The sequence below is a fragment of the Microbacterium sp. EST19A genome (genome assembly GCF_019969685.1).
In the GTDB taxonomy this organism is placed as follows: Bacteria; Actinomycetota; Actinomycetes; order Actinomycetales; family Microbacteriaceae; genus Microbacterium.
The window spans coordinates 794,988-818,180 of the sequence record NZ_JAHXYZ010000001.1; the positions used below are offsets into that span (position 1 = coordinate 794,988).

A 23,193-nucleotide genomic window follows, 5' to 3' on the forward strand; every position below is an offset into this window, starting at 1 on the left:
CATCCCACCCCTTGATGGAGGTCGTGCGCGCAGCGATCACGCTGTCCCGCTCGGCCTCAGACTTCTGCCGAAAATGCGGCAACATTCGAATGTAAGCGATGCGGACACAGAAAGGGAATAGTCGAGTCGAGTGATATATCGCTCACCTCACTCGTACGTCCCGACATCCGGTGTCTTATCCGTCCGCCCGAACCGCAGCAAGGTGACCCCGCCGTCGTCGCTCTTCGGCGGCTCGAGCAGAGTCAGCACCGACGGCAGCGCGTTGTCGTCGAACACCTTCTTGCCGGCGCCGAGCAGGATCGGGTACACCCAGAGGTTCAGCTCGTCGAAGAGTCCTTCGGCGAGCAGGGTGTGCACGAAGTCGATGCTGCCGATCACATGCACCTCGCGGTGATTCGCCCGCATCGCCGCCACCTCGGCGGCGAGGTCGTCGCCGACGCGCGTGCTGCCCTCCCAGTCGAGCGGGAAGTCGGCATCCCGGGTCGCGACGTACTTCGGCACGCTGTTGAAGAGCTTGCCGATGTCGCCGGACTCGCCGTCGGTGTGATGCGGCCAGTACGCCGCGAAGATGTCGTAGGTGCGACGGCCGAGCAGCAGCGCGTCGAGGCCGCGCATGCCCTTCTCGACCTCGATGCCGACGCCGTCCGAGGGGTGCCCGGCCTGCCAGCCGCTGAAGCGGAAGCCGCCGGACGTGTCCTCATCGGTGCCGCCCGGGCCCTGGGCGACGCCGTCGAGGGTGGTGAAGAGGTCGATCAGGATGCGACCCGATGCTTCGTTGCTCATGTCATGCTCCTTGCGTCAGTACAGCTTTCGATTCGGATTTCGATACAGCGTTCAGCGGTGCGATGTGGAAGGTGCGGGCGAACGAGTCGAGCCAGGATTCCTCGCCGCGCACGACAGCGAGCACATCCTGCGCCAGAGCCTCGGCCGGCGTGATGCGCCCGCCGATGAGATGACGGATGCCGGGACCGGCGACGATCACGGCATCCGCTTCGCCGTCTGGCAGTCGCCCTCCGACGGGAGGTGCCGGCGGTGCGAGCTGAGCGACGCGCAGCTCGCCGTCGCGCACGGAGGCCCGGAGGGCGACCTCGCCGACATGCAGCTCGTATTCCGCGTCGGTGGCGGCATCCGCCTGGAAGGCCGTGCGCAGCGCCATGGTGAGCGAGTCGGGGGTGACGACGTCGCCCTCCTCCGGGTCGCCCATCGTCTGGAAGCCCCAGCGCCCGAGCTCGAGCATGATCGGCTCCAGAGCCTGGCCGTAGGGGGTGAGCTCGTAGGCGAGACCGCGGAGCAGCGGGACGCGGCGCACGACCCCGCCTTCCTGAAGCTCCTTCAAGCGCGTGGACAGGATGTTGGTGGGAATGCGCGGCAGGCCCTGCTTGAGGTCGGTGTAACGACGCGGCCCGACGAGCAGATCGCGGACGATGAGCAGCGCCCACCGCTCGCCGATCAGCTCGACGGCCGTCGTGACACCGCAGTACTGGCCGTAGCTGCGCGAGGCCATCAGACCGAGGAGGCGTCGCCCGCGACGTGCTCGGGGCCGTTCTCGGCGGCCTCCGGGGTCATGTACAGGAAGCCGAGCGAGTTGCCGTCCGGGTCGTCGAGGTCGCGCGAGTACATGAAGCCGTAGTCCTGCGCCGGCTTCGGCTCGGCGCCGCCGGCGGCGAGACCCTTCTCGATGATCGCGTCGACGTCCTCACGCGATTCGCGGCTGAAGGTGACCGAGACCTGCGCCACCGCCTGCGGGTCGGCGATCGGCTTGTCGGTGAACGTGGCGAAGAACTCGCGCTTCAGGACCATGAAGTAGATGTCGTCCGACCAGACGACGCAGGCGGCGTTCTCATCGGTGAAGGCCGGGTTGATCGTGCAGCCGAGCGCCGTGTAGAAAGCCTTGGCACGCTCGAGGTCGGTGGTGGGCAGGTTGACGAAGACCTTGGTCATGATGACTCCTTGTCGGTTCGGCCCTGCGGTGCGCGGAGCCTGTTGAGACCTAGCTTGTTAAAAACAAGCGTGCTTGTCAATAGCAAGCCGATATTCTGCTGAGCTCGTCGAGCCATCCGCCATGAGGGGGATGCCGCGGCATCCGCTCCGCCCTACGGTGGAAGGATGTCCGCCGAATTCCGCCGCACGCCGACCGACCGCGAGCGCCGCGGCGATCTGATCCTCGCGGCCGTCATGTTCGTGGGGGCGATCCTCTCCGCCGCGCTCTCGTCGATCTCGGAGATCTACGGCGACGAGCAGGCCGAACTCTGGACGGCGCTCGTCTACGCGGCGGTCGCCACTCTCCCGCTGGCCTTCCGTCGTCGCTGGCCCGGGATCGTGGCGGTCGTGATCGCGCTGGCGTACTTCACGGCCGTGACCATCCGCGTGCCCGAGATCTATGTCGGCAACATCGCGATGTTCGTCGGCCTCTACACGGTCGGCGCCTGGATGAACGACCGCCGTCGAGCGATGATCGTGCGCGTCGGGATCATCGTGGGCATGCTCGCGTGGCTCCTCATCACGATGTACCGCGACGCGATCAGCGAAGCCGACAAGGCCGACGTGGTGGCCGGGGCGATGTCGCCGTACGTCGCGTTCATGCTCCTGCAGATCCTGCTGAACCTGCTCTACTTCGGCGGGGCGTACTACTTCGGCGAGCGCTCCTGGATCGCCGCCTCGCAGCGGGCCGTGCTCGAGCAGCGCACCGCCGACCTCGAACGCGAGCGCGAGGTCACCGCCGCGCAGGCCGTCGCCCTCGACCGGGTGCGCATCGCGAGGGAGCTGCACGACGTCGTCGCCCACCATGTCTCGGTCATGGGCGTGCAGGCAGGCGCTGCGCGCCTCGTGCTCGACCAGGATCCCGAACAGTCCCGCCGCATCCTCACCGGGATCGAGGGGTCGGCGCGCGACGCCATCCACGAGCTGCGCCAGCTGCTCGAGACGCTGCGGACGCCCGGTGGAGAGACGACGGATGTCGCGTCCACCCTCGAGCTCGGCGACATCGCCGAACTCACGACGGCGTCGACCGAGGCCGGCCTGCCCACGCAGTATGCGGTGATCGGCGAACCCGTGCCCGTCCCCTCGCTCATCGCGGTGAACCTCTACCGCATCGCGCAGGAGTCGCTGACGAACGCCCGCCGCCATGCCGGCTTCGGCGCCACCGCAGATGTCCGCGTGCGCTACGAGGACGGCGGCGTCGAGGTCGAGGTCGTGAACACCGGACGCGCGGTCGCGCACCTGCGCCCAGGGCTCGGCCAGCTCGGCATGCGCGAGCGCGCCGCAGCATCCGGCGGCACGCTCGAGGTGACGCCCCGCCCGCTCGGCGGCCTGCGCGTGCGCGCCCGCGTGCCTCTTCCCATGACCGCGCTCACCCCGAAGACCGAGGCGAGGAGCCCCCGATGACCGAGCAGCCGATCCGCGTCCTCCTGGTCGACGATCACTCGATGCTCCGCGCGGGGTTCCGCACGATCCTCGACATCCAGCCCGACATCACCGTCGTCGGCGAGGCGGCGACGGGAGCGGATGCCGTGGCCCAGGCATCCGCCCTCCGCCCCGACGTGATCACGATGGACGTGCAGATGCCCGACATGGACGGCATCGAGGCGACGCGGCGCATCGTCGCCGATCCCTCCATCGAGGCTGCGATCGCCATCGTCACCACGTTCGATCAGGACGACTACCTCTACCAGGCGCTGGATGCCGGGGCGAGCGGCTTCCTGCTGAAGAACGCGGGAGCCGAAGACCTGATCGCGGCCGTCCGCGCCCTGGCCGCCGGCGACGGCATGCTGGCACCCGAGGTCACCCGCCGGGTGCTGACGCGGTTCGCCGCGGCATCCGCTCCCGCTCCCGCGCCCCGCCCGGTCGTGAACGCGACCGTGCTGGCCGAGCCGCTCACCGATCGGGAGGCCGAGGTGCTGACGCTCCTCACCGACGCGCGCAGCAACGCCGAGATCGCGAGCGCCCTCTTCATCGGCGAGGCCACCGTGAAGACGCACGTCTCGCGCATCCTGCAGAAGCTCGGTGCGCGCGACCGGGTGCAGGCGGTGGTGCTGGCGCTCCGGATGGGTCTCGCCTAGCGATACTCTCGGAGCCATGCCCGGCGCCGCTCCCTCGTCCCGCGATTCAGGCCCGCCCCGCGATTCCGGCCTGTCCCGCCCGATCCTGGCGGGGGTCGTGACCGCGCTGGTCGGATTCACCAGCTCGTTCGCGGTCGTGCTGACCGGACTCGATGCGGTCGGAGCGTCGCCGGCGCAGGCGGCGAGCGGCCTGCTCGCGGCCAGCCTGACGATGGGGCTCGCCTGCGTCGTGCTCGCGTGGCGGTACCGGATGCCGATCACGGTCGCCTGGTCGACGCCGGGTGCGGCTCTGCTCGTGGCGACGGGCGCGGTCGACGGCGGCTGGCCCGCGGCCGTCGGCGCCTTCCTCGTGACTGCGGCGCTGATCCTGCTCACCGCGCTCTGGCCGGCTCTGGGCGCGCTCATCGCCCGCATCCCGCCGTCGATCGCCCAGGCGATGCTGGCCGGTGTCCTCCTGCCGCTGTGCCTCGCCCCGATCACGGGCATCGTCGCGAATCCGTGGGGCGTGGTGCCGGTGGTGCTCACCTGGCTGGTGTTCGCACGCCTCGCACCGCGCTGGGCCGTGCCGCTCGCGTTCGTGACAGCGGCCGTCGTGGTGGCCGTATCCCTGGTCCAGGAGCGGGCATCGTTCGATCCTGCCCTCCTCTTGCCGCGGGTCGAGCTCACGGCACCGACGTTCACGCTCGGAGCGCTGGTCGGACTCGCGCTCCCCCTGTTCATCGTGACCATGGCCTCGCAGAACGTTCCCGGCATCGCGATCATGCGCAGCTTCGGGTACGAGGTGCCGTGGCGTCCGGCGATGCTCGTGACCGGCCTGGGCACGGCGCTCGGCGCCACCGCCGGCGGCCATGCGATCAACCTCGCCGCGATCAGCGCGGCCCTCGCCGCATCTCCGGATGCCGATCCCGATCCGAGACGCCGGTGGGTCGCCGGCGTCTCGACCGGCGGGTCGTCCCTCGTGCTCGGCGGATGCTCCGCGGCCTTCGCCGCGCTCGTGACGCTCGCGCCCGCCGCCGTGATCCCCGCCGTCGCCGGCCTCGCCCTGTTCGCCGCCTTCGGTTCGGCCGTGCAGCAGGCGATCGACGACCCGGGCGAACGGATCCCCGCCGTGGTCACCTTTCTCGTCGCGGCATCCGGCATCTCGCTGATCGGCGTGAGCGCCGCGTTCTGGGCACTCGTCGCGGGACTCGTCGTGCGCACCGTGCTGCACGCCGGCCGCCGCTGACGCGCACCCACCTCCGAGGATGACTCCCGGAATCCGCCATGCGGGGGATGCCGCAGGCACCCGCTCCTCCGTAACGTGAAGGCCATGCGAAGTACTGAGCGAACGGAGTGGTCGAAGTGACAGGCAAACTCGAACTCACGGGCATCACCAAGAGCTACGGCTCGCGGCGGGTCCTCGACGATGTGACCTTCACGGTCTCGCCGGGGCGGCTGACCGGCTTCGTCGGCGGCAACGGCGCCGGCAAGACCACCACCATGCGGATCGTCCTCGGACTGCTCTCGTCGGACGGCGGAGACGTCGCGTTGGACGGTGCACCCCTCACGGCCGCAGAACGCCGCCGCTTCGGCTACATGCCGGAGGAGCGCGGCCTCTACCCGAAGATGAAGGTGCTCGAGCAGATCGTGTACCTCGCCCGCCTGCACGGCTACGGGAAGGCGGAGTCGACGGCACGCGCGACCGAGCTGCTCACCGAGCTGGGCCTGGGCGAGCGGCTGAACGACACGATCGAGTCGCTCTCGCTCGGCAACCAGCAGCGCGCGCAGATCGCGGCGTCGCTGGTGCACGACCCCGAGGTGCTGATTCTCGACGAGCCGTTCTCGGGCCTCGACCCCCTCGCGGTCGACGTCGTCGCCGGCGTGCTGCAGTCCAGTGCCGCCAAGGGCGCTTCGATCCTCTTCTCCTCGCACCAGCTCGACGTCGTCGAACGGCTCTGCGACGACCTGGTGATCCTCGCCGGCGGCACGGTCCGGGCATCCGGCTCGCGCGATGCGCTGCGGGCCGAGCATGCGCGCGACCGCTACGAGCTCGTCTCGGCCGGCGACGCCGGATGGCTGCGCACCGAGCCGGGCGTCACCGTGGTCGACTTCGAGGGCGGCTACGCGCTCTTCGACGCCGACGGCCCCGAGACGGCGCAGCGCGTGCTGCGCACCGCGGTGGAACGCGGTGATGTCGCGAGCTTCGCCCCCAAGCATCCCTCCCTCGCACAGATCTTCAAGGAGGTCATCCGATGAGCACTCCGACTCAGGGCGCGCCGACCGTGGCGAACGGCATCTGGCTGGTCGCCGAGCGGGAGATCGGCTCCAAGCTGCGCAGCAAGGCGTTCCTCATCTCCACCGGCATCCTGCTGCTGCTCGCCCTCGCGGGCATCGTCATCGGCGGTTTCGCGAGCAAGAACGCCGCGGCCGAGGCGATGCCGGTGGCCGTGACGTCCCAGACCTCGGCGGCCGTGTCGGCACTGCCGAACGTGACCGTCACCGAGGTCTCCGATGAGGCCGAGGCCGAGGCGCTCGTCCGCGACGAAAAGGTCGACGCGGCGGTGCTTCCCGGTGAGGGCCCGACCGGCTTCACGGTGATCGCGCTGAAGGACGCCCCCGGATCGCTCGTCTCGGGTCTCTCGCAGGCGCCCGAGGTGCAGATCCTGGAGCCGGCCACCACGAACCCGCTGCTGCGCTATTTCATCGCCATCGGCTTCGGTCTGGTGTTCATGATGGCGGCGGCGACCTTCGGCGGCACGATCGCGCAGAGCGTGGTCGAGGAGAAGCAGACCCGCGTGGTCGAGGTGCTGCTGTCGGCGATCCCGGCGCGCACCCTTCTCGCCGGCAAGGTGATCGGCAACACGGTGCTCGCGATGGGACAGATCCTCGCGCTGGCCGCGATCGCGACGGTCGGGCTGATCGTCACGGGTCAACGGGAGGTGCTCTCTACCCTCGGCGCGCCGATCATCTGGTTCGCGGTGTTCTTCCTGTTCGGGTTCATCCTTCTGGCGGCGCTGTTCGCCGCCGCGGCATCCATGGTCTCCCGCCAGGAGGACATCGGCTCGACCACGACCCCGATCACGATGCTCGTGATGGCGCCGTACGTGCTGGTGATCATCTTCAACGACAACCCGCTGGTGCTGACGATCATGTCGTATGTGCCGTTCTCGGCGCCGGTCGGGATGCCGATGCGGCTGTTCGTCGGTGAGGCGCAGTGGTGGGAGCCGCTGCTGAGCCTGGTGGTGCTGCTCGCGAGCTGCGTGGCGGCGATCGCCATCGGCGCGAAGATCTACGAGAACTCGCTCCTGCGGATGGGTTCGCGGGTCAAGCTCGTCGAGGCGCTGCGCGGCTGACGCGTGAGATGCACGAACCCCCTGCCGCGGATCGCGGCAGGGGGTTCGTCGTCGGTGGCTCGTCCGCTCAGATCACGCCGTCGGACAGGGTCGTCGGATTGCCGAAGCGGTGGTTCGTGATCGACACGGCCTGCTCGTGCAGGAAGGGCAGCATCTCGACGCGACCGGCGCCCGTCACCGCGTGCGACCAGACGGCGACGTCGGGGCTTCCGTCCAGCGCTGCGAACAGCGCCGAGGCGTCGCCGCCGACGAGCCGCAGACGCGCCCAGCCGCGGGTCTCCTTGGCGTAGCGCTTGGTCCATGCCGCATCCTTCTCGTGCTTCACGGACACCCCGTGCGCACGCAGCGCCTTCTCGACGCGCGAGGGCAGTGCCGGTGCCGAAACCGTGAAGGGGCTGCCGCTGCGGAGCGCGGCGGCGAGCACGCGGATGCCGTCGACGAGAGGCGCATGCTCCGAGATGCGCACATCGGTCGCGACCGGGCGGTAGCGGAACAGGTTGCGCTCGACTCCGAGCCCGGACTTGTCTGACACGGCGCCGAACTCGTCGACCCACGCGCGCTCATCGGATGCCGCGGCCTGATGCAGCCAGGCGATCTCCACCGCGTCCAGCTCGGCACCGGCTGCGCCCAGCAGCGCCTCGATCGCGGGGAGCACGGCGGCATCCGTCGCACTCGCCGGCAGCGCGGCGGGAGCCCACTCGCCCAGGCCGAAGAGGTAGTTCGGGCCGCCCGCCTTCGCACCGGCGCCCACGGCGGAGCGCTTCCAGCCGCCGAACGGCTGACGCTGCACGATCGCGCCGGTGATGCCGCGGTTGACGTAGAGGTTGCCCGCCTCGACCTGGTCGAGCCAGGTGGCGACCTCGTCGGAGTCGAGCGAGTGGAGCCCGGCGGTGAGGCCGTAGTCCACCGCGTTCTGCAGGCGCAGGGCCTCGTCGAGATCCTTGGCGTGCATGACGCCCAGCACCGGACCGAAGAACTCGGTCAGGTGGAAGTACGACCCCTCGCGCACACCGGTCTTCACACCGGGCGTCCACTGCTTGCCGTCGGCGTCGAGCTTGCGCGGCTTGACGAGCCAGCGCTCGCCCTTCTCGAGCTTCGTGAGCGCGGTCAGCAGCTTGCCGTTCGCCGGCTCGATGATCGGCCCCATCTGCGTGGCGGGATCCTCGGGGAGGCCGACGCGCATCGACGTCACGGCATCCACGAGCTGACGTTCGAACCGCTTCGAATCGGCGACGGATCCGACGAGGATGACGAGGGACGCCGCGGAGCACTTCTGACCGGCGTGCCCGAACGCGCTGCGGGCGACGTCGGCGGCGGCCAGGTCGAGGTCGGCGGAGGGTGTGACGACGATGGCGTTCTTGCCGCTGGTCTCGGCGAGGAGCGGCAGATCCGAGCGGAACGAGCGGAACAGCTGCGCCGTCTCGTACGCGCCGGTGAGGATCACGCGGTCGACCGCAGGGCTCGCGACGAGGCGGGTGCCGAGGTCGCGGGACGCCAGATCGACGAGGGCGAGCAGGTCGCGCGGCACGCCGGCGGCCCAGAGCGCCTCGACCATGACGGCACCGCACCGCTGCGTGAGCTTGGCCGGCTTGATGATGACACCGGATCCGGATGCCAGGCCTGCGAGCACTCCGCCGGCGGGGATCGCGACCGGGAAGTTCCACGGCGGCGTGACGACCGTGACCTTCGAGGGCACGAACTCGGCGCCGGAGACGGCCTCGAGGTCGAGCGCGCGCTCGGCGTAGTAGTGCGCGAAGTCGATCGCCTCGCTGATCTCGGGGTCGGCCTCGGCGATCGTCTTGCCCGCCTCGTGGGCCATGATCTCGATCAGCTGACCGCGGCGGGCGGCGAGCTGGTCGCCGGCACGGTGCAGCACGGCGGCGCGCTCGGCGGCGGGCAGCGCGGCCCACCTCTCGGCGGCGACGGTGGCCGCGGCGAAGACGTCGTCGAGCTCGGCCTCGGTCTCGACCTTGGCGATCGCGATGGTGTCGAGACCGAGAGTCGAGCTCACCGAGCGCGCGAGGATGTCGCGGCCCCAGGTGCGGTTCGCGTCGATCGCGGGGTCGGTGTCGGGCTGGTTCGCGAAGCCGGTGGTGCCGGCATCCGCCGCGTTCTCAGTCGCGCGGTTCTGCACCCGGTGGGATGCCGGGACCGAGCGGTCGGCCTCGAGTCCGGCGAGCGACCGCTCGAAGCGCTCACGCTCTCGGGTGAGGAGCGCGGGGTTCGAGGCGAGCTCGAACACGGCCGACATGAAGTTCGCAGGACTCGCGTTCTCTTCGAGTCGGCGCACCAGATAGGCGATGGCGACGTCGAACTCCGCCGGGTTCACGACCGGTGTGTAGAGCAACAGCTGACCGACGTCCTTGCGCACCGCGGCCGCCTGGCCCGTGGCCATGCCGAGCAGCATCTCGTACTCGACGAGGTGGGCCGCGTTGTCGGTGACGCCGCGGGACTTCGCGAGCAGCCAGGTGTACGCGATGTCGAACAGGTTGTGGCCCGCGACGCCGATGCGCACGGCATCCAGGCGCTCCGGCGTCATCGCCCAGTCCAGCACCCGCTTGTAGTTGGTGTCGGAGTCCTGCTTCGTGCCGTAGGTCGCGAGCGGCCAGTCGTGGATCGCGGCGTCGACCTCTTCCATCGCGAGGTTCGCACCCTTGACGACGCGCACCTTGATCGGCGCCCCGCCCTTCGCCCGTCGGGCCGCCGCCCACTCCTGGAGGTGCTGCATGGCGCCGAGCGCGTCGGGCAGATAGGCCTGGAGCACGATGCCGGCTTCGAGGTTCTCGAGTCCCGGCTGGTCGAGGATGCTGGTGAACGCCTCGATGGTCAGGTCGAGGTCGCGGTACTCCTCCATGTCGAGGTTGATGAACTTGGTCTTGCCCGTGCCCTCCGAGCGCGCGGCGAGCTGGTACAGCGGGGTGAGCTTGGTGACGACGTCCGCCACGGCCTCGTCGAACGACCACATCGAGAGCTGGCTGACGACGCTCGACACCTTGATCGAGACGTAGTCGACGTCGTTCCGGGCGAGGAAGTCACTGGTGCCCTGCAGGCGGCGACCCGCCTCGCGCTCGCCGAGCACGGCCTCGCCGAGCAGGTTGAGGTTCAGCCGGTTGCCGGTCTTGCGCAGCTTCGCGATCGCGGGGCCGAGCTTCGAGGGGGTGGCGTCGAGCACGAGGTGCCCGACCATCGCCCGCAGCACGCGCCGGGAGATCGGCACGACGATGCCGGGGAGCTTCGGCGCCCAGAATCCGCCCGTCTTGATGGCGGCGCGGAGGTAGCCGGGCAGCAGGGACGGGGTCATGTCCGAGATCTCGGCGAGCTTGCGTCCGGCGACACGCAGATCCTCCGGGCGCATCACGCCGTCGACGAAGCCGACGGTGAAGGCGAGGCCGTTCGGGTCCTTCAGCACCTCGGAGAGGCGCTGGGCGGCGGGCTCGACCGGGTAGGACTCGCTCTCGGCGAGCCAGCGCTGCACGAGAGCGGCGACCTCCTCGGTTCGCGGGGAGTCGGTGCGCGGGGTGGTGTCGACGTCGACAGACATGGGCTGTGCCTTCCGGAGAGTTCGCACACCCGGGACGTGTGCGGCTGGATCATTGTCCGTCTGCTCGGTAGGCTCCGTCTATCAACCGAATTGCGTGAATTCTGTTCACTCATACTGAACGAACGGATCCGACGTGCTCGACGTCAATCGCCTGCGGATGCTGGTGGAGCTCTCCCGCCGCGGCACCCTCTCCGCCGTCGCCGACGCCCTGTCCTACAGCAAGGCCTCGGTATCGCAGCAGCTCAGCGCGCTCGAGCGCGACGTCGGCGTCCCGCTCCTGCGACGCGTGGGGCGCGGGGTGCAGTTCACCCCGCAGGGGAACGTGCTCGTCGCCCAGGCCATCGGCATCCTCGATCAGCTCGAGCATGCCGAGGTCGCGGTCGCGGAGTCGCTCACCGAGGTCACCGGAACCGTGCACATCGCCGTCTTCCAGTCCACGGCCCACTCCCTGCTGCCGCGCGCGCTCGACGCACTGAAGGAGCGGCATCCGGCTCTGCGCGTGCAGGTGACCGAATCCGACCCCGAGCGGGGACTCGTCGGCGTCTCGAGCCGCGACTTCGACCTGATCCTGGCCGAGCAGTATCCGGGCCGCACCCGCCCGATCCACGCCGACCTCGACCGGGTGGTGCTGGCGCACGACGCGATCGCCCTGGCGCGGCAGCCGGGAAGCGCGAGAGAGGCGGATGCCGTCGCCGCCCTGTGGTCGACCCGTGACGAGCCGTGGGTGCTCGAACCCGCCGGCACGGCGTCGCGTGCCTGGGCCGAGCAGCTGTGCCGCACCGCGGGCTTCGAGCCCGACGTGCGCTTCGAGATCGCCGACCTCACCGCGCACGTGCGCCTCATCCACGCCGGGCTCGCGGTCGGACTTCTTCCCGAGCTCGTGTGGGCGGGAGACACTCCGACCGTCGACCTGGCGCCGCTCCCCGACGAGCCGCGTCGCGAGATCTTCTCCTCGGCCCGGCGGGTGTCGGCGGATGCGCCATCGATCAAGGCGGTGCGACGCGCGCTGACGGACGCGGCGTCGCACAACCTGCCGGCGTGACGCGAACCCTGATCTCGAGCCGCGGTCAGTGCGCGTGCACGTGCTTCTCACCGGTCCCCGCGGCGACGGGATCCTCCGCGCGGACAGCGGTCGGCGAAGCGAGCCCTCCCGCAGAATGAGCGATCCGCCCCCCGACCATCGTGACCTCGGCGTGCTGATCGAGCAGCCCGGCGGGGTCGTCCTCGTGCCGGTACAAGTCGTCCGACCACAGCACGAGGTCCGCGAGCATTCCGCGCCGTACCCTCCCCCGATCGCCCTCGGCGTGCCAGGCCCGCGCTCCGTGCACGGTGTACGCCTCCAGCGACCGATCGATGCCGACCCGCTCCTGCGTGGTCCACGCATCGCCGCCGTCCAGTCCCGCCCGCGTCGCGGCCGAGTACAACCCGACCAGCGGATCCATCTCGCCCACCTGCCAGTCGCTGGAGAAGGCGACCGTGGCGCCGCTGTCGAGCAGGCTGCGGAACCGCCAGGCCCTGTCCCAGCGATCCTCGCCGACGTTCTCCATCCAGGTGCCGGCGACGAGATCCGGTGAGCAGTGCCGCGGCTGCATGGCCGCGGTGACCCCGAGCGCACGGAACCGCGGCAGATCGTCGGGATGCAGGCACTCGACGTGCACGACGCCATGACGGCGGTCCTTCGTGCCGTTGCGCCGGGCGGCCTGCTCGATCGCGTCGAGCGCGAGACGGATACCGGCATCCCCGGTCGCGTGCGTGTGCGTCTGGAATCCGAGTCGGTCGAGTTCGCTGATCACCTCGACGAGCTCGCGACCCGGATAGCTCGGCCTGCCGCGCACGCCGGGACGGTTCGCGTAGTCGTCGAGCATCAGCGCGGTGTGCGGCTCGATGACGTCGTCGGCGTAGAGCTTCAGAGGCCCCAGGCGCAGCAGTCCTGCCGCATCGGCGTCCGCCTCGGCGTCCTGCACCGCGTGGAGCAGTCGCTGACGGAAGTCCCCGTCGGCCCCGACCGGGTGGAACAGTGCCGTGATCACCCGGGACGACAGCTCTCCTGCGGCAAGCGCACGCTGGAACAAGCCGAGCTCGGCGAGGGGAACCTGCGGCTCGACCGCGGTGGTGATGCCGCTCGCGGTCGCCATGCGCATGCTGGAGAGGAGCTTGCGGTAGCGGCGCTCCGGCGAGTACATCGGAATGTCGCGCTGCAGCTCGGCGAGCCCGGCCGTCGTCATCGCGCTGGTGTAGAAGTCGGTGACCCAACCGGTGGGCTCGCCGCGGCGCTCATCGCGTTCCGGCCGCCCCCAGGCGATGTCCACTCCGGCGGCGATGCCGAGGATGCGGAGCGCTGCCCCGTTCAACCAGACCGAGTGCTGGTCGTAGGTGGTGACGAACACGGGGCGATCGGTGAGGCCGTCGAGATCGGCGGCGTTCGGACGACGCCCCTCGACGATCGAGTACACGGCGTTCTCGGCGCAGATCCAGATGAGATCGGGGCGTCGGGCGGCGAAGTCCGCGATGCGCGAACGCACCTCTGCGAGAGTCGTCGCCCCCTCCAGCGACACCGCATCCTCGTCGAAGCCGAGGAGGAGGTGGTTGTGGCTGTCGATGATGCCCGGTGTGAGCAGCCGCCCGTCGGCTTCGATGGTGCGGCGAGCCGTGGGGGCGTCGGATGCCGGTCCCACGTAGGCGATGCGATCGCCGTCGATGCCGACGGTCTCGGCCCAGGGCTGCGCGGGGTCGAATGTGCGCACGCGCGCACCCGTGATCAGGGTGTCGATGGTCATGCCGGGTGCTCCTCGATGGTGTGATCTGAAGGCATGTCGGAGGACGCGTCCGCCTCGAGCAGGTGGATGGCGCCGGGGTGTGCGCGCAGGTACAGGGCGTAGTAGAGGAATCCCGCAGCGACGATGCCGGCGGCGATCCCGAGGCTCAGCCACTGCGCCGGGTCGAGGATGCCGATGATGAAGATCGTGGCGATCGCCGCGAGGGCGACGACGGGCGGCACGGGCCAGAGCGGCATGCGATAGGTGTCGGGAACGGCATCCTGCTGCCGCCGCACCACGAGGGCGGCGAGAGCGATGAACCCGTAGGAGAACGCGAGGGTCGAGCCGGTCGCGTTGAGCAGCACGTCGAACGGCACGAAGCATCCGATCAGCGCGATGACACCCATCGTGATCGTCGCCGCCACCGGCATCCGGGTGCGCGGAGAGACGCGGGCGAGCGGGCGGGCGAGCACGGCGGGCAGAGCCTGATCGCGAGCCGCCGCGAACAGCAGACGACCTGCCTGCAGGGCGATCGCGATGATCGCGTTGATGATGGCGAGCGCGATCGCGATCAGGATGATCGTCGACACCGTGTCACCGCTGCGCGCCGAGAGGAACGACTCCACCGGCAGGTCGGCGCCGAAGAGGTCTTCCAGGGAGTCGGCGCCGAGCAGGATGGCCGTGAGCGGGATGATCTCGGCGAGCACGGTGATCGCCGCGCTCCACAGCAGCGCCTTGGCGATCGTTCGGCGGGCATCCCTCGTCTCCTCGGCGAAGTAGATGGCGCCCCCGTAGCCGTTGTAGGCGAAGATGCCCTGCGTGACGGCGAGCACGAGACCCGCGATCCCCAGCGGAGCGAGGCCGCCGGCGGCATCCAGCGCCTGTGGATCGAACAGGTCGGTGATCGGGCGTTCGATCTGGATGACGCCGAGGACCGAGAGATAGACGAGCGCCGCCATCTCGATGAAGAGGAAGGCTCCGGTCACCCACGCGTTGGTGCGGATGTTGAAGCACGCGGTGATCGTGGCGAGCACGATGACGATGACGGCCGTCCAGAGCGGGTCGAGCCCGGCGATCGCGACACCCAGGTAGTCGGCGACGCCGAGGGCGAAGATCGCGATGATCAGCGGCAGCGTGATGAGGCTGATGAAGAACACCGCAGCTCCCGGCGCCGGTCCCAGCACACGGCTCACCAGGGTGTAGTCGCCGCCGGCGAGCGGATGCCGCGATCCGAGCTCGGCGTAGCAGAACGCGATGAGCAGGCTGATGACGCCGGCGAGGATGAAGCCCCAGAAGACGCCGGTGCCGTACCCGGCGAACGCGGCGCCGCCGAGGATGAAGACGCTCGACGCCGGAGAGATGCCGGAGAGCGTGATGAGCACGTTGCCGCCGACGCCGAGCGAGCGCGAGAGCTGACCGCCGTGGGTGGTCGTGGCTGCGGTGTCGAGCGCGGGCGCCGGGGCGCTCGAGGGCGGAATCGGGTGGGACATCGTCGGGACTCTCTTCGTCGTGATCCGAGGCGAGGAATTCTTTGACTCCAACGTCAAAGAATCACCCGAGTGTGACACGGCCCTCGGGTAGTGTCAAGGAATGGCGCGACCACGACGGCAGGAAGAGCGACGCGCGGCACTCATCGAGGCGACGTACGCGGCGGGCAAGGAACACGGCCTGCGCTCGCTCTCGCTCACCGATGTCGCCGCCACAGCCGGCCTCACCCGCGGCGCCATCCTCTATTACTACGAGGACCTCGACGCCCTCCTGGTCGAAGCGCACGCCGCTGGCATCCAGCGGTTCTGCGACGAACGCGATGCGGCTCTCGCCGCTCTCGCCGACCCGCGGGAGCAGCTCGCCGCCGCGATCGACGCCGGACTCCCCGACGGCCCGGATGACGCGCTGATGAGCCTGCTCTACGAGTTCGACGTGCTCGCCGGCAACTCCTCGCTGCACGACGAGCTCGTCCAGAAGCTCTACCTCCGTCAGCTCGCGACGTACCGCGGCGTGATATCCGCCGGTCGCGAGAGCGGTGTCTTCGCGCCGGCGCTCGACGACGAGCAGCTCGCGATGACCATGGTCGCTCTCGAAGACGCCTACGGGCTGCACATCGTCGCCGGCAACGCCCTGATGAATGTGCCGAAGGCGGCCGCGGCGATGCGCGCCGTGGCGGAGAAGCTCGGGTGCCCCTCGACGATCTTCCAGGGTTGAGGAATATACATGCACATGCATGTGTTCTGCTCCCTGTAAGCCGGACGACGGGGTCCGATCGACTCCTTTCGAAAGGCATCACCGTGAGCACCTCCGTCATCGATCGCACCGCACCGACCGAGCACCCCGTCCTCGACGTGCTGGCCGCACGCTGGAGCCCCCGCGCCTACGACACGCAGAACGCGATCGACGAGGCCAAGCTCGCCACCGCGCTCGAAGCCGCCCGCTGGAGCCCCTCCGCCAACAACACCCAGCCGTGGCGCTTCATCGTCGCCCGCCGCGGCACCGCGCTGCACGCGCAGGTCGTGAACGCGCTGATGGGCTTCAACCAGGCGTGGGCGGGCAACGCCGCCGTGCTGGTCGTCGCGATCGCCGAGACGGCCACCGCCGACGGCACGCCGATCACCCACGCGGTCTACGACCTCGGCCAGGCCGTCGCGCACTTCTCGGTGCAGGCGCACCACGACGGTCTCGTCGTGCACCAGATGAGCGGCTTCGACCCCGAGACCGTGCGCGAGTTCGCCGACCTCGAGGCCCGCTTCGTGCCGATGACCGTCATCGCCGTCGGCGAGTTCGGCGACGTCGAGAGCCTTCCCGAGGTGCTGCAGCAGCGCGAGGTCGCCCCGCGCGTGCGCCGCCCGATCGACGAGACGGTCATCCTCAGCGCCTGAGCGCGCTCGTCACGACGTCGCAGCGGCGAGCACAGCCTCCGCGCACACGCCGCGGCATCCGTCCTGCCCGCTGATCAGCGGGTGAGGGCGCGGCGACGGGCGGCGTCGAGCAGCTCCAGGTCGATCTCGACGTGGTGCTGCGCGATCCGCCCGGCATCGTCCACGCGACCGTCGACGATCGCCGCGACGAGCTCCCGGTGCTCGCGTCCGGCGCGCTCCTCCATCGCCGGACGGCTTGCAGAGTCGCCCCACGGGTGGGCGGGCGCGATGATCGTGAACCGACGCTCGTGGTCGAGCACGATCGCCGAGAGCGTCTCATTGTGCGCGGCGGAGATGATCGCCAGATGCAGGATGCTGTCGGCATGCTGGCGGGCGGCGCCGCTCTCCGCCTGCCGGAAGTCATCGAGGCAGCTCTCGAGGCGCTCGATGTCGTCGTCGGTGCGGTTGCTCGCGGCGAGACGAGCGACCGCGCCGTGAAGGTGCGTCCCGGCGACCGCGGCGTCGACGAGCTGCGGCCACTGCTCTTCGAACCACCGCGCGACCGCGGCCACTTCCGAGGTCGGCCACTCCTCGCGCACGAAGGAGCCACCGGCTCGGCCGCGCTGCTTCTCCAGGATCCCCCGGCTGACCAGGCGATCCAGGGCGGCTCGCGTCGTGGTGCGGCCGATGCCGAGGGAGCGAGCGAGGTCGCGCTCGGCCGGTAGACGTGTTCCCGGGAGGAACTCGCCGATCGCCACGGCGGTGATCAGTCGGTCGGTGATGCGATCGATCAGCGTGCCGTCGGATGCACTCTCGTCGTTCTCCGTCATGTCCCTCCCCGTGTTACGTCAACGTTAACTTGCCGACAAATGGTTTACTCGCGGACCATTTATGGCCAACATATGTTCATGCGCGTTCACGAGTCCACCGTTCCGTTCCACGACGGCTTCACCTGGTTCCGGGTCACGACGCCGGATGAACCCCGCGACCTCGCTCCCGTCTTCGTGCTGCACGGCGGTCCCGGCATGGCGCACGACTACGTCCAGAACATCGCCCACCTGGCCGACCACACCGGCCGAACGGTCATCCACTACGACCAGATCGGCTGCGGGCGCAGCTCCCACCACCCGGAGGCGCCTGCCGAGCGCTGGACTCCTGTCTACTTCGACGAGGAGTTCCACTCCCTGCGCGCACATCTCGGCATCGACGCCTATCACGTGCTCGGGCAGTCCTGGGGCGGCATGCTCGGCGCCGAGCTCGCCGTGCGACGACCCGACGGCCTTCTCGGGCTGATGATCTGCAACTCCCCCGCATCGATGCCGCTGTGGGTGAGCGAGGCGGCGAAGCTCGACCTTCGACCTCGTCGTGTACGGCCTGGTCTTCATGGTGCCCATCGCACCCTGGGCGATCTTCGGGGTCGTGTTCAACGAGTCGAAGGGGATGGTCCCGCTCGTCTACCTCGTGGGTCTCGTGGCGATGATCTTCACCGCGCTCGGGTATGCGCAGATGGCGAAGTCCTTCCCCCTGGCCGGCTCGGTGTTCTCGTACGTCGGTCGCGGCACCCACCCGATCGCCGGCTTCTTCGCCGGCTGGGCGATCCTCCTGGATTACCTGCTCGTACCGACGCTGCTCTACGTCTTCGCCGCCTCGTCGATGCGCGGGATCTTCCCCGACAGCCCCGAATGGCTGTGGGCGATCCTGTGCGTCGCGGTCAACACGATCATCAACGTGCTCGGCATCGGCTCGATCAAGGTCGCGAACCGCGTCTTCCTCGCCATCGAGCTCGTCTTCGTCGCGATCTTCGTCATCATCGCCGTCTCCGCCCTCACCGGGCAGACGATCGAGGGCTCCTCGTTCTCGCTCGCGCAGCTCTGGGATCCCGCGAAGGTCGACCCGGCCCTGATCGCCGCCGCGCTCTCGATCGCCGTGCTGAGCTTCCTCGGCTTCGACGGCATCTCGACCCTCTCCGAAGAGACCACGGGCAAGAAGAACCCGGCCGGCCGTGCCATGATCATCGCGCTGTTCATCGTCGCGACGCTCTTCATCCTGCAGACCTGGCTCGCGAGCGCCCTCGCGGCGGGCACCGTCTCGTTCCCCGACGACGAGGTCAACAACGCGTTCTTCTCGATCGTCGCGCAGGCCGCCGGCAGCGGCTGGGCGACTGCCTTCCTCGCGGTCAACGTCATCGCCGTCGGCATCGCGAACGCGATCGCCGCACAGGCAGCCACCTCGCGCCTGCTGTACTCCATGAGCCGGGACCGGCGCCTGCCGGCCTTCTTCTCGAAGATCAACGCCCGCCAGGTGCCGGTCTACGCGATCCTCTTCGTGAGCGCGCTGAGCACCGTGCTCGTGCTGTTCTTCGTGGGTCAGATCGACCTGATCTCGTCGCTGGTGAACTTCGGCGCCCTGTTCGGGTTCCTGCTGCTGCACGTCGCCGTCTTCTGGCACTACATCGTGCGCCAGCGCTCCCGGAACTGGCTGCTGCACCTCGTCGTGCCGCTGTGCGGATTCCTCATCATCGGCTTCGTGCTGATCAACGCCTCCGTCCTGGCCAAGATCGGCGGAGTAGTCTGGCTCGCGGTCGGGGTCATCGTGTTCGTCATCTTCCGCATCCGCAACGGCGCGAACCCTGAACTGCTCTCGGAGCACGCCGCCACGAGCGAAGGGGAGTCCGAGTGAACGGCATCGACCACTTCCTCGGCAAGGAGCTGGGCCGCCCCGGATTCCGCGCGGACGCCGAACCGGTTCTGCGCATCCGCCCCGGCACCGGCGAGCGCATCGCCTTCGAGACCGACGACGCGGTCTACCGCGAGCTGCACGATCACGGCGACCTGGCGGCGCTCTCGGCGCCGATCAACCCGGTGACCGGTCCGGTCTGGATCGACGGCGCCCAGCGGGGCGACACCCTCGCGGTCACGATCCACGAGATCCGCCTGAAGGACTGCGGATGGTCGCAGAGCCTCCCCGGCATCGGCGCCCTGCGTCATCGGATGGGCGACACCGTCGCGTCGCGGCGCATCCCGATCGACGAGGACGGCGTGCATCTCACCGACCGGCACGTCGTCGCGCCGCGGCCCATGATCGGCTGCATCGGCACCGCCCCGGCAACCGGCGTGAACTCGACCGTCATGCCCACGACCGCGCTCGGCGGCAACATGGACGTCACCGAGGCGCGGCCCGGATCGATCGTGTACCTGCCGGTCGAGGTCGAAGGGGCGCTGCTCTCGATCGGCGACATCCACGCGATCATGAGCGAGGGCGAATCCTCCTTCGTCGCGATCGAGGCCGAGGGCATCGCGATCGTGAGCGTCGACCTCGTGCCGGACCTCTCGCTGCGCGCGCCTCGCATCGAGACACCGGACGAGTGGGTGTTCGTCGGACTCGGCGACCCGGTGCAGGAGAGCATCACGCGCGGCTACGAAGACGCGTTCGACTTCCTCGTGACGACGCACGGGTGGGAGCCGATGGACGCGTTCGCGGTCATGAGCGCTCTCGTGGACTCGAAGCTGGGCGGACCGACCGGATCCGGCGAGCCCGACCCGCTGCATCCGTTCGCCGCCATCGGCGCGGTGACGCTGCATCGGCTGCCGAAGTCGGTGCTGTAGCGAGACACGCGTCCTTCTAGACTCGTCGGCATGGCGATTCAGCGAAGGATCAAATCCGTCGAGCAGTCGATGGCCGAGACGCACGACGAGAAGCGATCGCTGAAGCGGTCTCTGGGCGTCTGGGATCTGGCCGTGATGGGGGTCGCCGTCGCGGTCGGCGCCGGCATCTTCTCGGTCGGAGCCGAGGCGTCCGCCCGTCACGCCGGCCCCGCGGTGATCATCTCGTTCATCATCGCGGCCTCCGTCTGCGGTCTCGCGATCCTCTGCTACGCCGAGTTCGCCTCGTCGATCCCGGTCGCCGGCTCCGCCTACACGTTCACGTACTCGACGCTCGGCGAGTTCCTCGCCTGGATCATCGGCTGGGACCTCATCCTCGAGATGCTGATGGCCTCGGCCGTGATCGCGAAGTACTGGGGCGTCTACCTCGGCGACGCCGTGTCGCTGTTCGACCTCGACATCCCCATGACGATCGCGATCGGCCCCTTGTCGTTCGACTGGGGTCCCGTGGTGATCGTCGCGATCTTCACCACCCTGCTCGCTCTCGGCACCCAGCTGTCGAGCCGGGTGAACAGCGTCTTCACGGTGATCAAGGTCGCGATCGTGCTGTTCGTGATCGTCGTCGGACTCTTCTTCATCAACGGCGCCAACTACACCCCGTTCGTCCCGCCGGAGCAGGCCGGAGCGGCATCCGAGAGCGCCTGGACCCAGTCGCTGTTCTCGCTGATGACCGGCGCCGACCCGACGGTGTACGGCGTCTTCGGCATCCTCAGCGGTGCGGCACTGGTGTTCTTCGCGTTCATCGGCTTCGACGTGGTCGCCACGAGCGCCGAGGAGACGAAGGACCCGAAGCGCACGGTGCCCCGCGGCATCATCCTCGGACTCATCATCGTGACCGTCCTCTACGTGCTGGTCGCGATCGTCATCACCGGCATGGTGTCGTACACCGAGCTCGCGAAGCTCGAGGAGCCGTCGCTCGCGAGCGCGTTCGAGCTCGTCGGAGCGACCTGGGCTGCCCAGGTCATCGCGATCGGCAGCCTGGTCGGACTCACCACGGTCGTGATGGTGCTGCTGATGGGCCTCGCCCGCGTCGTCTTCGCGATGAGCCGCGACGGCCTGCTCCCGCGCGCCCTGAGCGTGACGGATGCCAAGCGCGGCACCCCGATCCGCATCCAGCTCATCGTCGGCGTGGTCATCGCGATCATCGCCGGGTTCACCGACGTGCAGGTGCTGGGCGACATGATCAACATCGGCACGCTGTCGGCCTTCGTGCTCGTGAGCATCGGGGTGCCGATCCTGCGCAAGAGCCGCCCCGACCTGGAGCGGCCCTTCACCGTGCCGTTCTCGCCGTGGCTGCCGTGGATCTCGGCGATCGCGTGCTTCTGGCTGATGCTCAACCTGAGCTCCGAGACCTGGCTGCGGTTCGCGGTCTGGCTCGCGCTCGGGCTCGTGATCTACTTCGCCTACTCACGGCGGCACTCGATCATCGGGCAGGAGCTCGCGGCCGACGCCGTCGCCGGCCGCGGCACCCGCCCGCGCTGACCGGTCAGTGCTCGGGGCGCTGGACCTCGACCTCTCTACCCTCGCGGTCGACGATCTTGCCGTCGACGATGGAGTCGCCGTCTTCGAATGCGTCGAGATACGCGATCGGGATGCTCCGGGTCGGAGCGGCGGCGAGCACCGAGGCGTCCTTGCCCGAGGGCTTGCCGAGGTGGTTGAACAGCAGGTTCAGCAGGATCGCCGCCACCGCCGCCGAGCTGATACCGGAGTGGAAGATCGTGATGAACCACGCGGGCATCTGGTCGTAGATCGTCGGCGCCGCGATCGGCAGCATGCCGATCCCGATCGACGAGGCCACGATGACGAGGTTCATGTTGCCGCGGTAGTCGACCTTGGCGAGGGTGCGGATGCCGCTGGCCGCGACACTGCCGAACAGCACGATGCCCGCGCCGCCCAGCACCGGGGTCGGCACCGCGGCGACGACGCGACCCAGCACGGGGAGCAGTCCGAGCACGACGAGCACGGCACCGCCGGCGGTCACCACGAACCGGCTCTTCACGCCGGTGATGGCGACGAGCCCGACGTTCTGCGCGAAGGCCGACTGCGTGAACGAGCCGAACACGGGCGAGACCGCGCTGGAGAGCATGTCGGCGCGCAGGCCTGCGGCGATGCGCTTGGAGTCGACCTTGGTGCCGACGATCTCACCGACGGCCAGGATGTCGGCCGTGGTCTCGGTGAGCGTCACCAGGATCACGATGAACATCGAGATGATGCCCGCGATCTCGAACGTGGGCATGCCGAACCCGAAGATGCTGGGGAGGGCGAAGATCGGCCCGTCGCCGACGGCGCCGAAGTCGACCCGGCCGAGGATGGCGGCGATGATCGTGCCGAGAACGATCGCGAGCAGGATCGCGAGGCGCGAGATCGCGCCGATCCTGACCTTGCTGAGCACCAGCACGATCACGAACGTGATCGCCGCGAGCAACAGGTTCTGCGGATCGCCGAAGTCGTCGGCCTGACTGTTCCCGCCCATCGCCCAGCCCGCCGCCACCGGCAGCAGCGTGAGGCCGATGATCGTGATGACCACACCGGTGACGACCGGCGGGAAGAACCGGATGATGGTCGCGAAGACCGGAGCGATCAGCAGCCCGATGATCGACGCCACGATGACCGCACCGAACACCGCGGGCAGGCCACCGCCGCTCGTCACGATCGCGCCCATCGTCGCGACGCCCGCGAACGAGACGCCCTGCACGAGCGGCAGCTGGGATCCGAAGAACGGGATGCCGACGGTCTGCAGGATCGTCGCGAGCCCTCCCATGAAGAGGCAGGCCGTGATCAGCACGCCGACCTCGGCGCCGTTCAGTCCGGCCATGGATCCGATGATCAGCGGTGGGGCGATGATGCCGCCGTACATCGTGAGCACGTGCTGGATGCCGTACGCGATGGTGCTGCCGAGGGGCAGCTTCTCATCCTCCGGTCGCGCCGCGACCGTCTTCGTCTTGTTCATGTCGACCTCTTCGTCGTATCGGGGTTCTGGGTGAGATGGTTC

General features: G+C 69.3%; 19 protein-coding genes and 1 pseudogene. 12 read left to right on the forward strand and 8 right to left on the reverse strand.

The window, feature by feature from the left end; genetic code table 11:
- Nucleotides 1-147: 147 nt before the first annotated feature.
- The 3 genes from LC452_RS03990 to LC452_RS04000 are packed head-to-tail and all read right to left on the reverse strand — an operon-like array spanning nt 148 to nt 1,941.
- Nucleotides 148-783: a dihydrofolate reductase family protein gene (locus LC452_RS03990; RefSeq protein ID WP_223622730.1), complete on the reverse strand. Its 636-nt coding sequence runs from the start codon at nt 781-783 to the stop codon at nt 148-150.
- Nucleotide 784: 1 nt separating this feature from the next.
- Complete coding sequence (locus tag LC452_RS03995; RefSeq protein ID WP_223622731.1) at nt 785-1,504, reverse strand: helix-turn-helix domain-containing protein; 720 nt, start codon at nt 1,502-1,504, stop codon at nt 785-787.
- Nucleotides 1,504-1,941 (reverse strand): VOC family protein, encoded by a 438-nt coding sequence (locus LC452_RS04000; protein ID WP_223622732.1) that lies wholly within the window; start codon nt 1,939-1,941, stop codon nt 1,504-1,506. The genes LC452_RS03995 and LC452_RS04000 overlap by 1 nt, the downstream gene beginning before the upstream one ends.
- A gap of 165 nt (nt 1,942-2,106) precedes the next feature.
- Here LC452_RS04000 and LC452_RS04005 point away from each other — a divergent pair, with 165 nt between their 5' ends.
- The 5 genes from LC452_RS04005 to LC452_RS04025 all read left to right on the forward strand — a co-directional run bounded on the left by LC452_RS04005 (nt 2,107) and on the right by LC452_RS04025 (nt 7,390).
- Nucleotides 2,107-3,384, forward strand: a complete 1,278-nt coding sequence (locus LC452_RS04005) for a sensor histidine kinase (protein ID WP_223622733.1) — start codon at nt 2,107-2,109, stop codon at nt 3,382-3,384.
- Nucleotides 3,381-4,058, forward strand: coding sequence for a response regulator transcription factor (locus LC452_RS04010; RefSeq protein WP_223622734.1), 678 nt, complete (start codon nt 3,381-3,383; stop codon nt 4,056-4,058). Before LC452_RS04005 ends, LC452_RS04010 begins: the two co-directional genes overlap by 4 nt.
- 16 nt (nt 4,059-4,074) lie before the next feature.
- The gene (locus LC452_RS04015) at nt 4,075-5,283 is read left to right on the forward strand and encodes a benzoate/H(+) symporter BenE family transporter (protein WP_223622735.1); all 1,209 of its coding nucleotides are present in this window, start codon (nt 4,075-4,077) and stop codon (nt 5,281-5,283) included.
- 116 nt (nt 5,284-5,399) lie between these two features.
- A complete protein-coding gene (locus LC452_RS04020; protein WP_223622736.1) occupies nt 5,400-6,293 on the forward strand; it encodes an ABC transporter ATP-binding protein in 894 nt (297 codons plus the stop codon).
- Nucleotides 6,290-7,390, forward strand: coding sequence for an ABC transporter permease (locus tag LC452_RS04025; RefSeq protein WP_223622737.1), 1,101 nt, complete (start codon nt 6,290-6,292; stop codon nt 7,388-7,390). The genes LC452_RS04020 and LC452_RS04025 overlap by 4 nt, the downstream gene beginning before the upstream one ends.
- A gap of 67 nt (nt 7,391-7,457) precedes the next feature.
- Here LC452_RS04025 and LC452_RS04030 read toward each other — a convergent pair whose 3' ends face one another.
- The gene (locus LC452_RS04030; protein ID WP_223622738.1) at nt 7,458-10,931 is read right to left on the reverse strand and encodes a bifunctional proline dehydrogenase/L-glutamate gamma-semialdehyde dehydrogenase; all 3,474 of its coding nucleotides are present in this window, start codon (nt 10,929-10,931) and stop codon (nt 7,458-7,460) included.
- 133 nt (nt 10,932-11,064) lie between these two features.
- Between LC452_RS04030 and LC452_RS04035 the strand changes: the two genes are divergently transcribed.
- On the forward strand, nt 11,065-11,973 hold the full coding sequence (locus LC452_RS04035; RefSeq protein WP_223622739.1) for a LysR substrate-binding domain-containing protein: 909 nt from the start codon (nt 11,065-11,067) through the stop codon (nt 11,971-11,973).
- Between the two features lie 25 nt (nt 11,974-11,998).
- Here the strand turns inward: LC452_RS04035 and LC452_RS04040 are convergent, their stop codons facing one another.
- Both LC452_RS04040 and LC452_RS04045 read right to left on the reverse strand, forming a co-directional pair.
- The gene (locus LC452_RS04040; protein ID WP_223622740.1) at nt 11,999-13,708 is read right to left on the reverse strand and encodes an amidohydrolase; all 1,710 of its coding nucleotides are present in this window, start codon (nt 13,706-13,708) and stop codon (nt 11,999-12,001) included.
- Nucleotides 13,705-15,177, reverse strand: coding sequence for an APC family permease (locus LC452_RS04045; RefSeq protein WP_223622741.1), 1,473 nt, complete (start codon nt 15,175-15,177; stop codon nt 13,705-13,707). Before LC452_RS04045 ends, LC452_RS04040 begins: the two co-directional genes overlap by 4 nt.
- Before the next feature lie 100 nt (nt 15,178-15,277).
- Between LC452_RS04045 and LC452_RS04050 the strand changes: the two genes are divergently transcribed.
- A complete protein-coding gene (locus LC452_RS04050) occupies nt 15,278-15,889 on the forward strand; it encodes a TetR/AcrR family transcriptional regulator (RefSeq protein WP_223622742.1) in 612 nt (203 codons plus the stop codon).
- An 83-nt stretch (nt 15,890-15,972) separates the two neighbouring features.
- A complete protein-coding gene (locus tag LC452_RS04055; RefSeq protein ID WP_223622743.1) occupies nt 15,973-16,560 on the forward strand; it encodes a nitroreductase family protein in 588 nt (195 codons plus the stop codon).
- A 74-nt stretch (nt 16,561-16,634) separates the two neighbouring features.
- Here LC452_RS04055 and LC452_RS04060 read toward each other — a convergent pair whose 3' ends face one another.
- On the reverse strand, nt 16,635-17,369 hold the full coding sequence (locus tag LC452_RS04060) for a FadR/GntR family transcriptional regulator (protein WP_223622744.1): 735 nt from the start codon (nt 17,367-17,369) through the stop codon (nt 16,635-16,637).
- Nucleotides 17,370-17,447: 78 nt separating this feature from the next.
- Here LC452_RS04060 and LC452_RS04065 point away from each other — a divergent pair.
- The 4 genes and pseudogenes from LC452_RS04065 to LC452_RS04080 form a co-directional block, all read left to right on the forward strand.
- Nucleotides 17,448-17,843: pseudogene (locus tag LC452_RS04065) on the forward strand (alpha/beta fold hydrolase); the annotation flags it as partial.
- Nucleotides 17,844-17,922: 79 nt separating this feature from the next.
- On the forward strand, nt 17,923-19,218 hold the full coding sequence (locus LC452_RS04070; protein ID WP_374197758.1) for an APC family permease: 1,296 nt from the start codon (nt 17,923-17,925) through the stop codon (nt 19,216-19,218).
- Nucleotides 19,215-20,144, forward strand: a complete 930-nt coding sequence (locus LC452_RS04075) for an acetamidase/formamidase family protein (RefSeq protein ID WP_223622746.1) — start codon at nt 19,215-19,217, stop codon at nt 20,142-20,144. The genes LC452_RS04070 and LC452_RS04075 overlap by 4 nt, the downstream gene beginning before the upstream one ends.
- Nucleotides 20,145-20,174: 30 nt before the next feature.
- Nucleotides 20,175-21,683, forward strand: coding sequence for an APC family permease (locus LC452_RS04080; protein ID WP_223622747.1), 1,509 nt, complete (start codon nt 20,175-20,177; stop codon nt 21,681-21,683).
- 4 nt (nt 21,684-21,687) lie between these two features.
- Here the strand turns inward: LC452_RS04080 and LC452_RS04085 are convergent, their stop codons facing one another.
- The gene (locus LC452_RS04085; protein ID WP_223622748.1) at nt 21,688-23,151 is read right to left on the reverse strand and encodes a nucleobase:cation symporter-2 family protein; all 1,464 of its coding nucleotides are present in this window, start codon (nt 23,149-23,151) and stop codon (nt 21,688-21,690) included.
- Between the last annotated feature and the right edge of the window lie 42 nt (nt 23,152-23,193).

Coding starts and splice junctions, on each gene's coding strand:
- LC452_RS03990 (WP_223622730.1), bottom strand. CDS start 783: ATGAGCAACGAAGCATCGGGTCGCATCCTGATCGACCTCTTCACCACC.
- LC452_RS03995 (WP_223622731.1), bottom strand. CDS start 1,504: ATGGCCTCGCGCAGCTACGGCCAGTACTGCGGTGTCACGACGGCCGTC.
- LC452_RS04000 (WP_223622732.1), bottom strand. CDS start 1,941: ATGACCAAGGTCTTCGTCAACCTGCCCACCACCGACCTCGAGCGTGCC.
- LC452_RS04005 (WP_223622733.1), top strand. CDS start 2,107: ATGTCCGCCGAATTCCGCCGCACGCCGACCGACCGCGAGCGCCGCGGC.
- LC452_RS04010 (WP_223622734.1), top strand. CDS start 3,381: ATGACCGAGCAGCCGATCCGCGTCCTCCTGGTCGACGATCACTCGATG.
- LC452_RS04015 (WP_223622735.1), top strand. CDS start 4,075: ATGCCCGGCGCCGCTCCCTCGTCCCGCGATTCAGGCCCGCCCCGCGAT.
- LC452_RS04025 (WP_223622737.1), top strand. CDS start 6,290: ATGAGCACTCCGACTCAGGGCGCGCCGACCGTGGCGAACGGCATCTGG.
- LC452_RS04030 (WP_223622738.1), bottom strand. CDS start 10,931: ATGTCTGTCGACGTCGACACCACCCCGCGCACCGACTCCCCGCGAACC.
- LC452_RS04040 (WP_223622740.1), bottom strand. CDS start 13,708: ATGACCATCGACACCCTGATCACGGGTGCGCGCGTGCGCACATTCGAC.
- LC452_RS04045 (WP_223622741.1), bottom strand. CDS start 15,177: ATGTCCCACCCGATTCCGCCCTCGAGCGCCCCGGCGCCCGCGCTCGAC.
- LC452_RS04050 (WP_223622742.1), top strand. CDS start 15,278: ATGGCGCGACCACGACGGCAGGAAGAGCGACGCGCGGCACTCATCGAG.
- LC452_RS04060 (WP_223622744.1), bottom strand. CDS start 17,369: ATGACGGAGAACGACGAGAGTGCATCCGACGGCACGCTGATCGATCGC.
- LC452_RS04070 (WP_374197758.1), top strand. CDS start 17,923: ATGGTGCCCATCGCACCCTGGGCGATCTTCGGGGTCGTGTTCAACGAG.
- LC452_RS04080 (WP_223622747.1), top strand. CDS start 20,175: ATGGCGATTCAGCGAAGGATCAAATCCGTCGAGCAGTCGATGGCCGAG.
- LC452_RS04085 (WP_223622748.1), bottom strand. CDS start 23,151: ATGAACAAGACGAAGACGGTCGCGGCGCGACCGGAGGATGAGAAGCTG.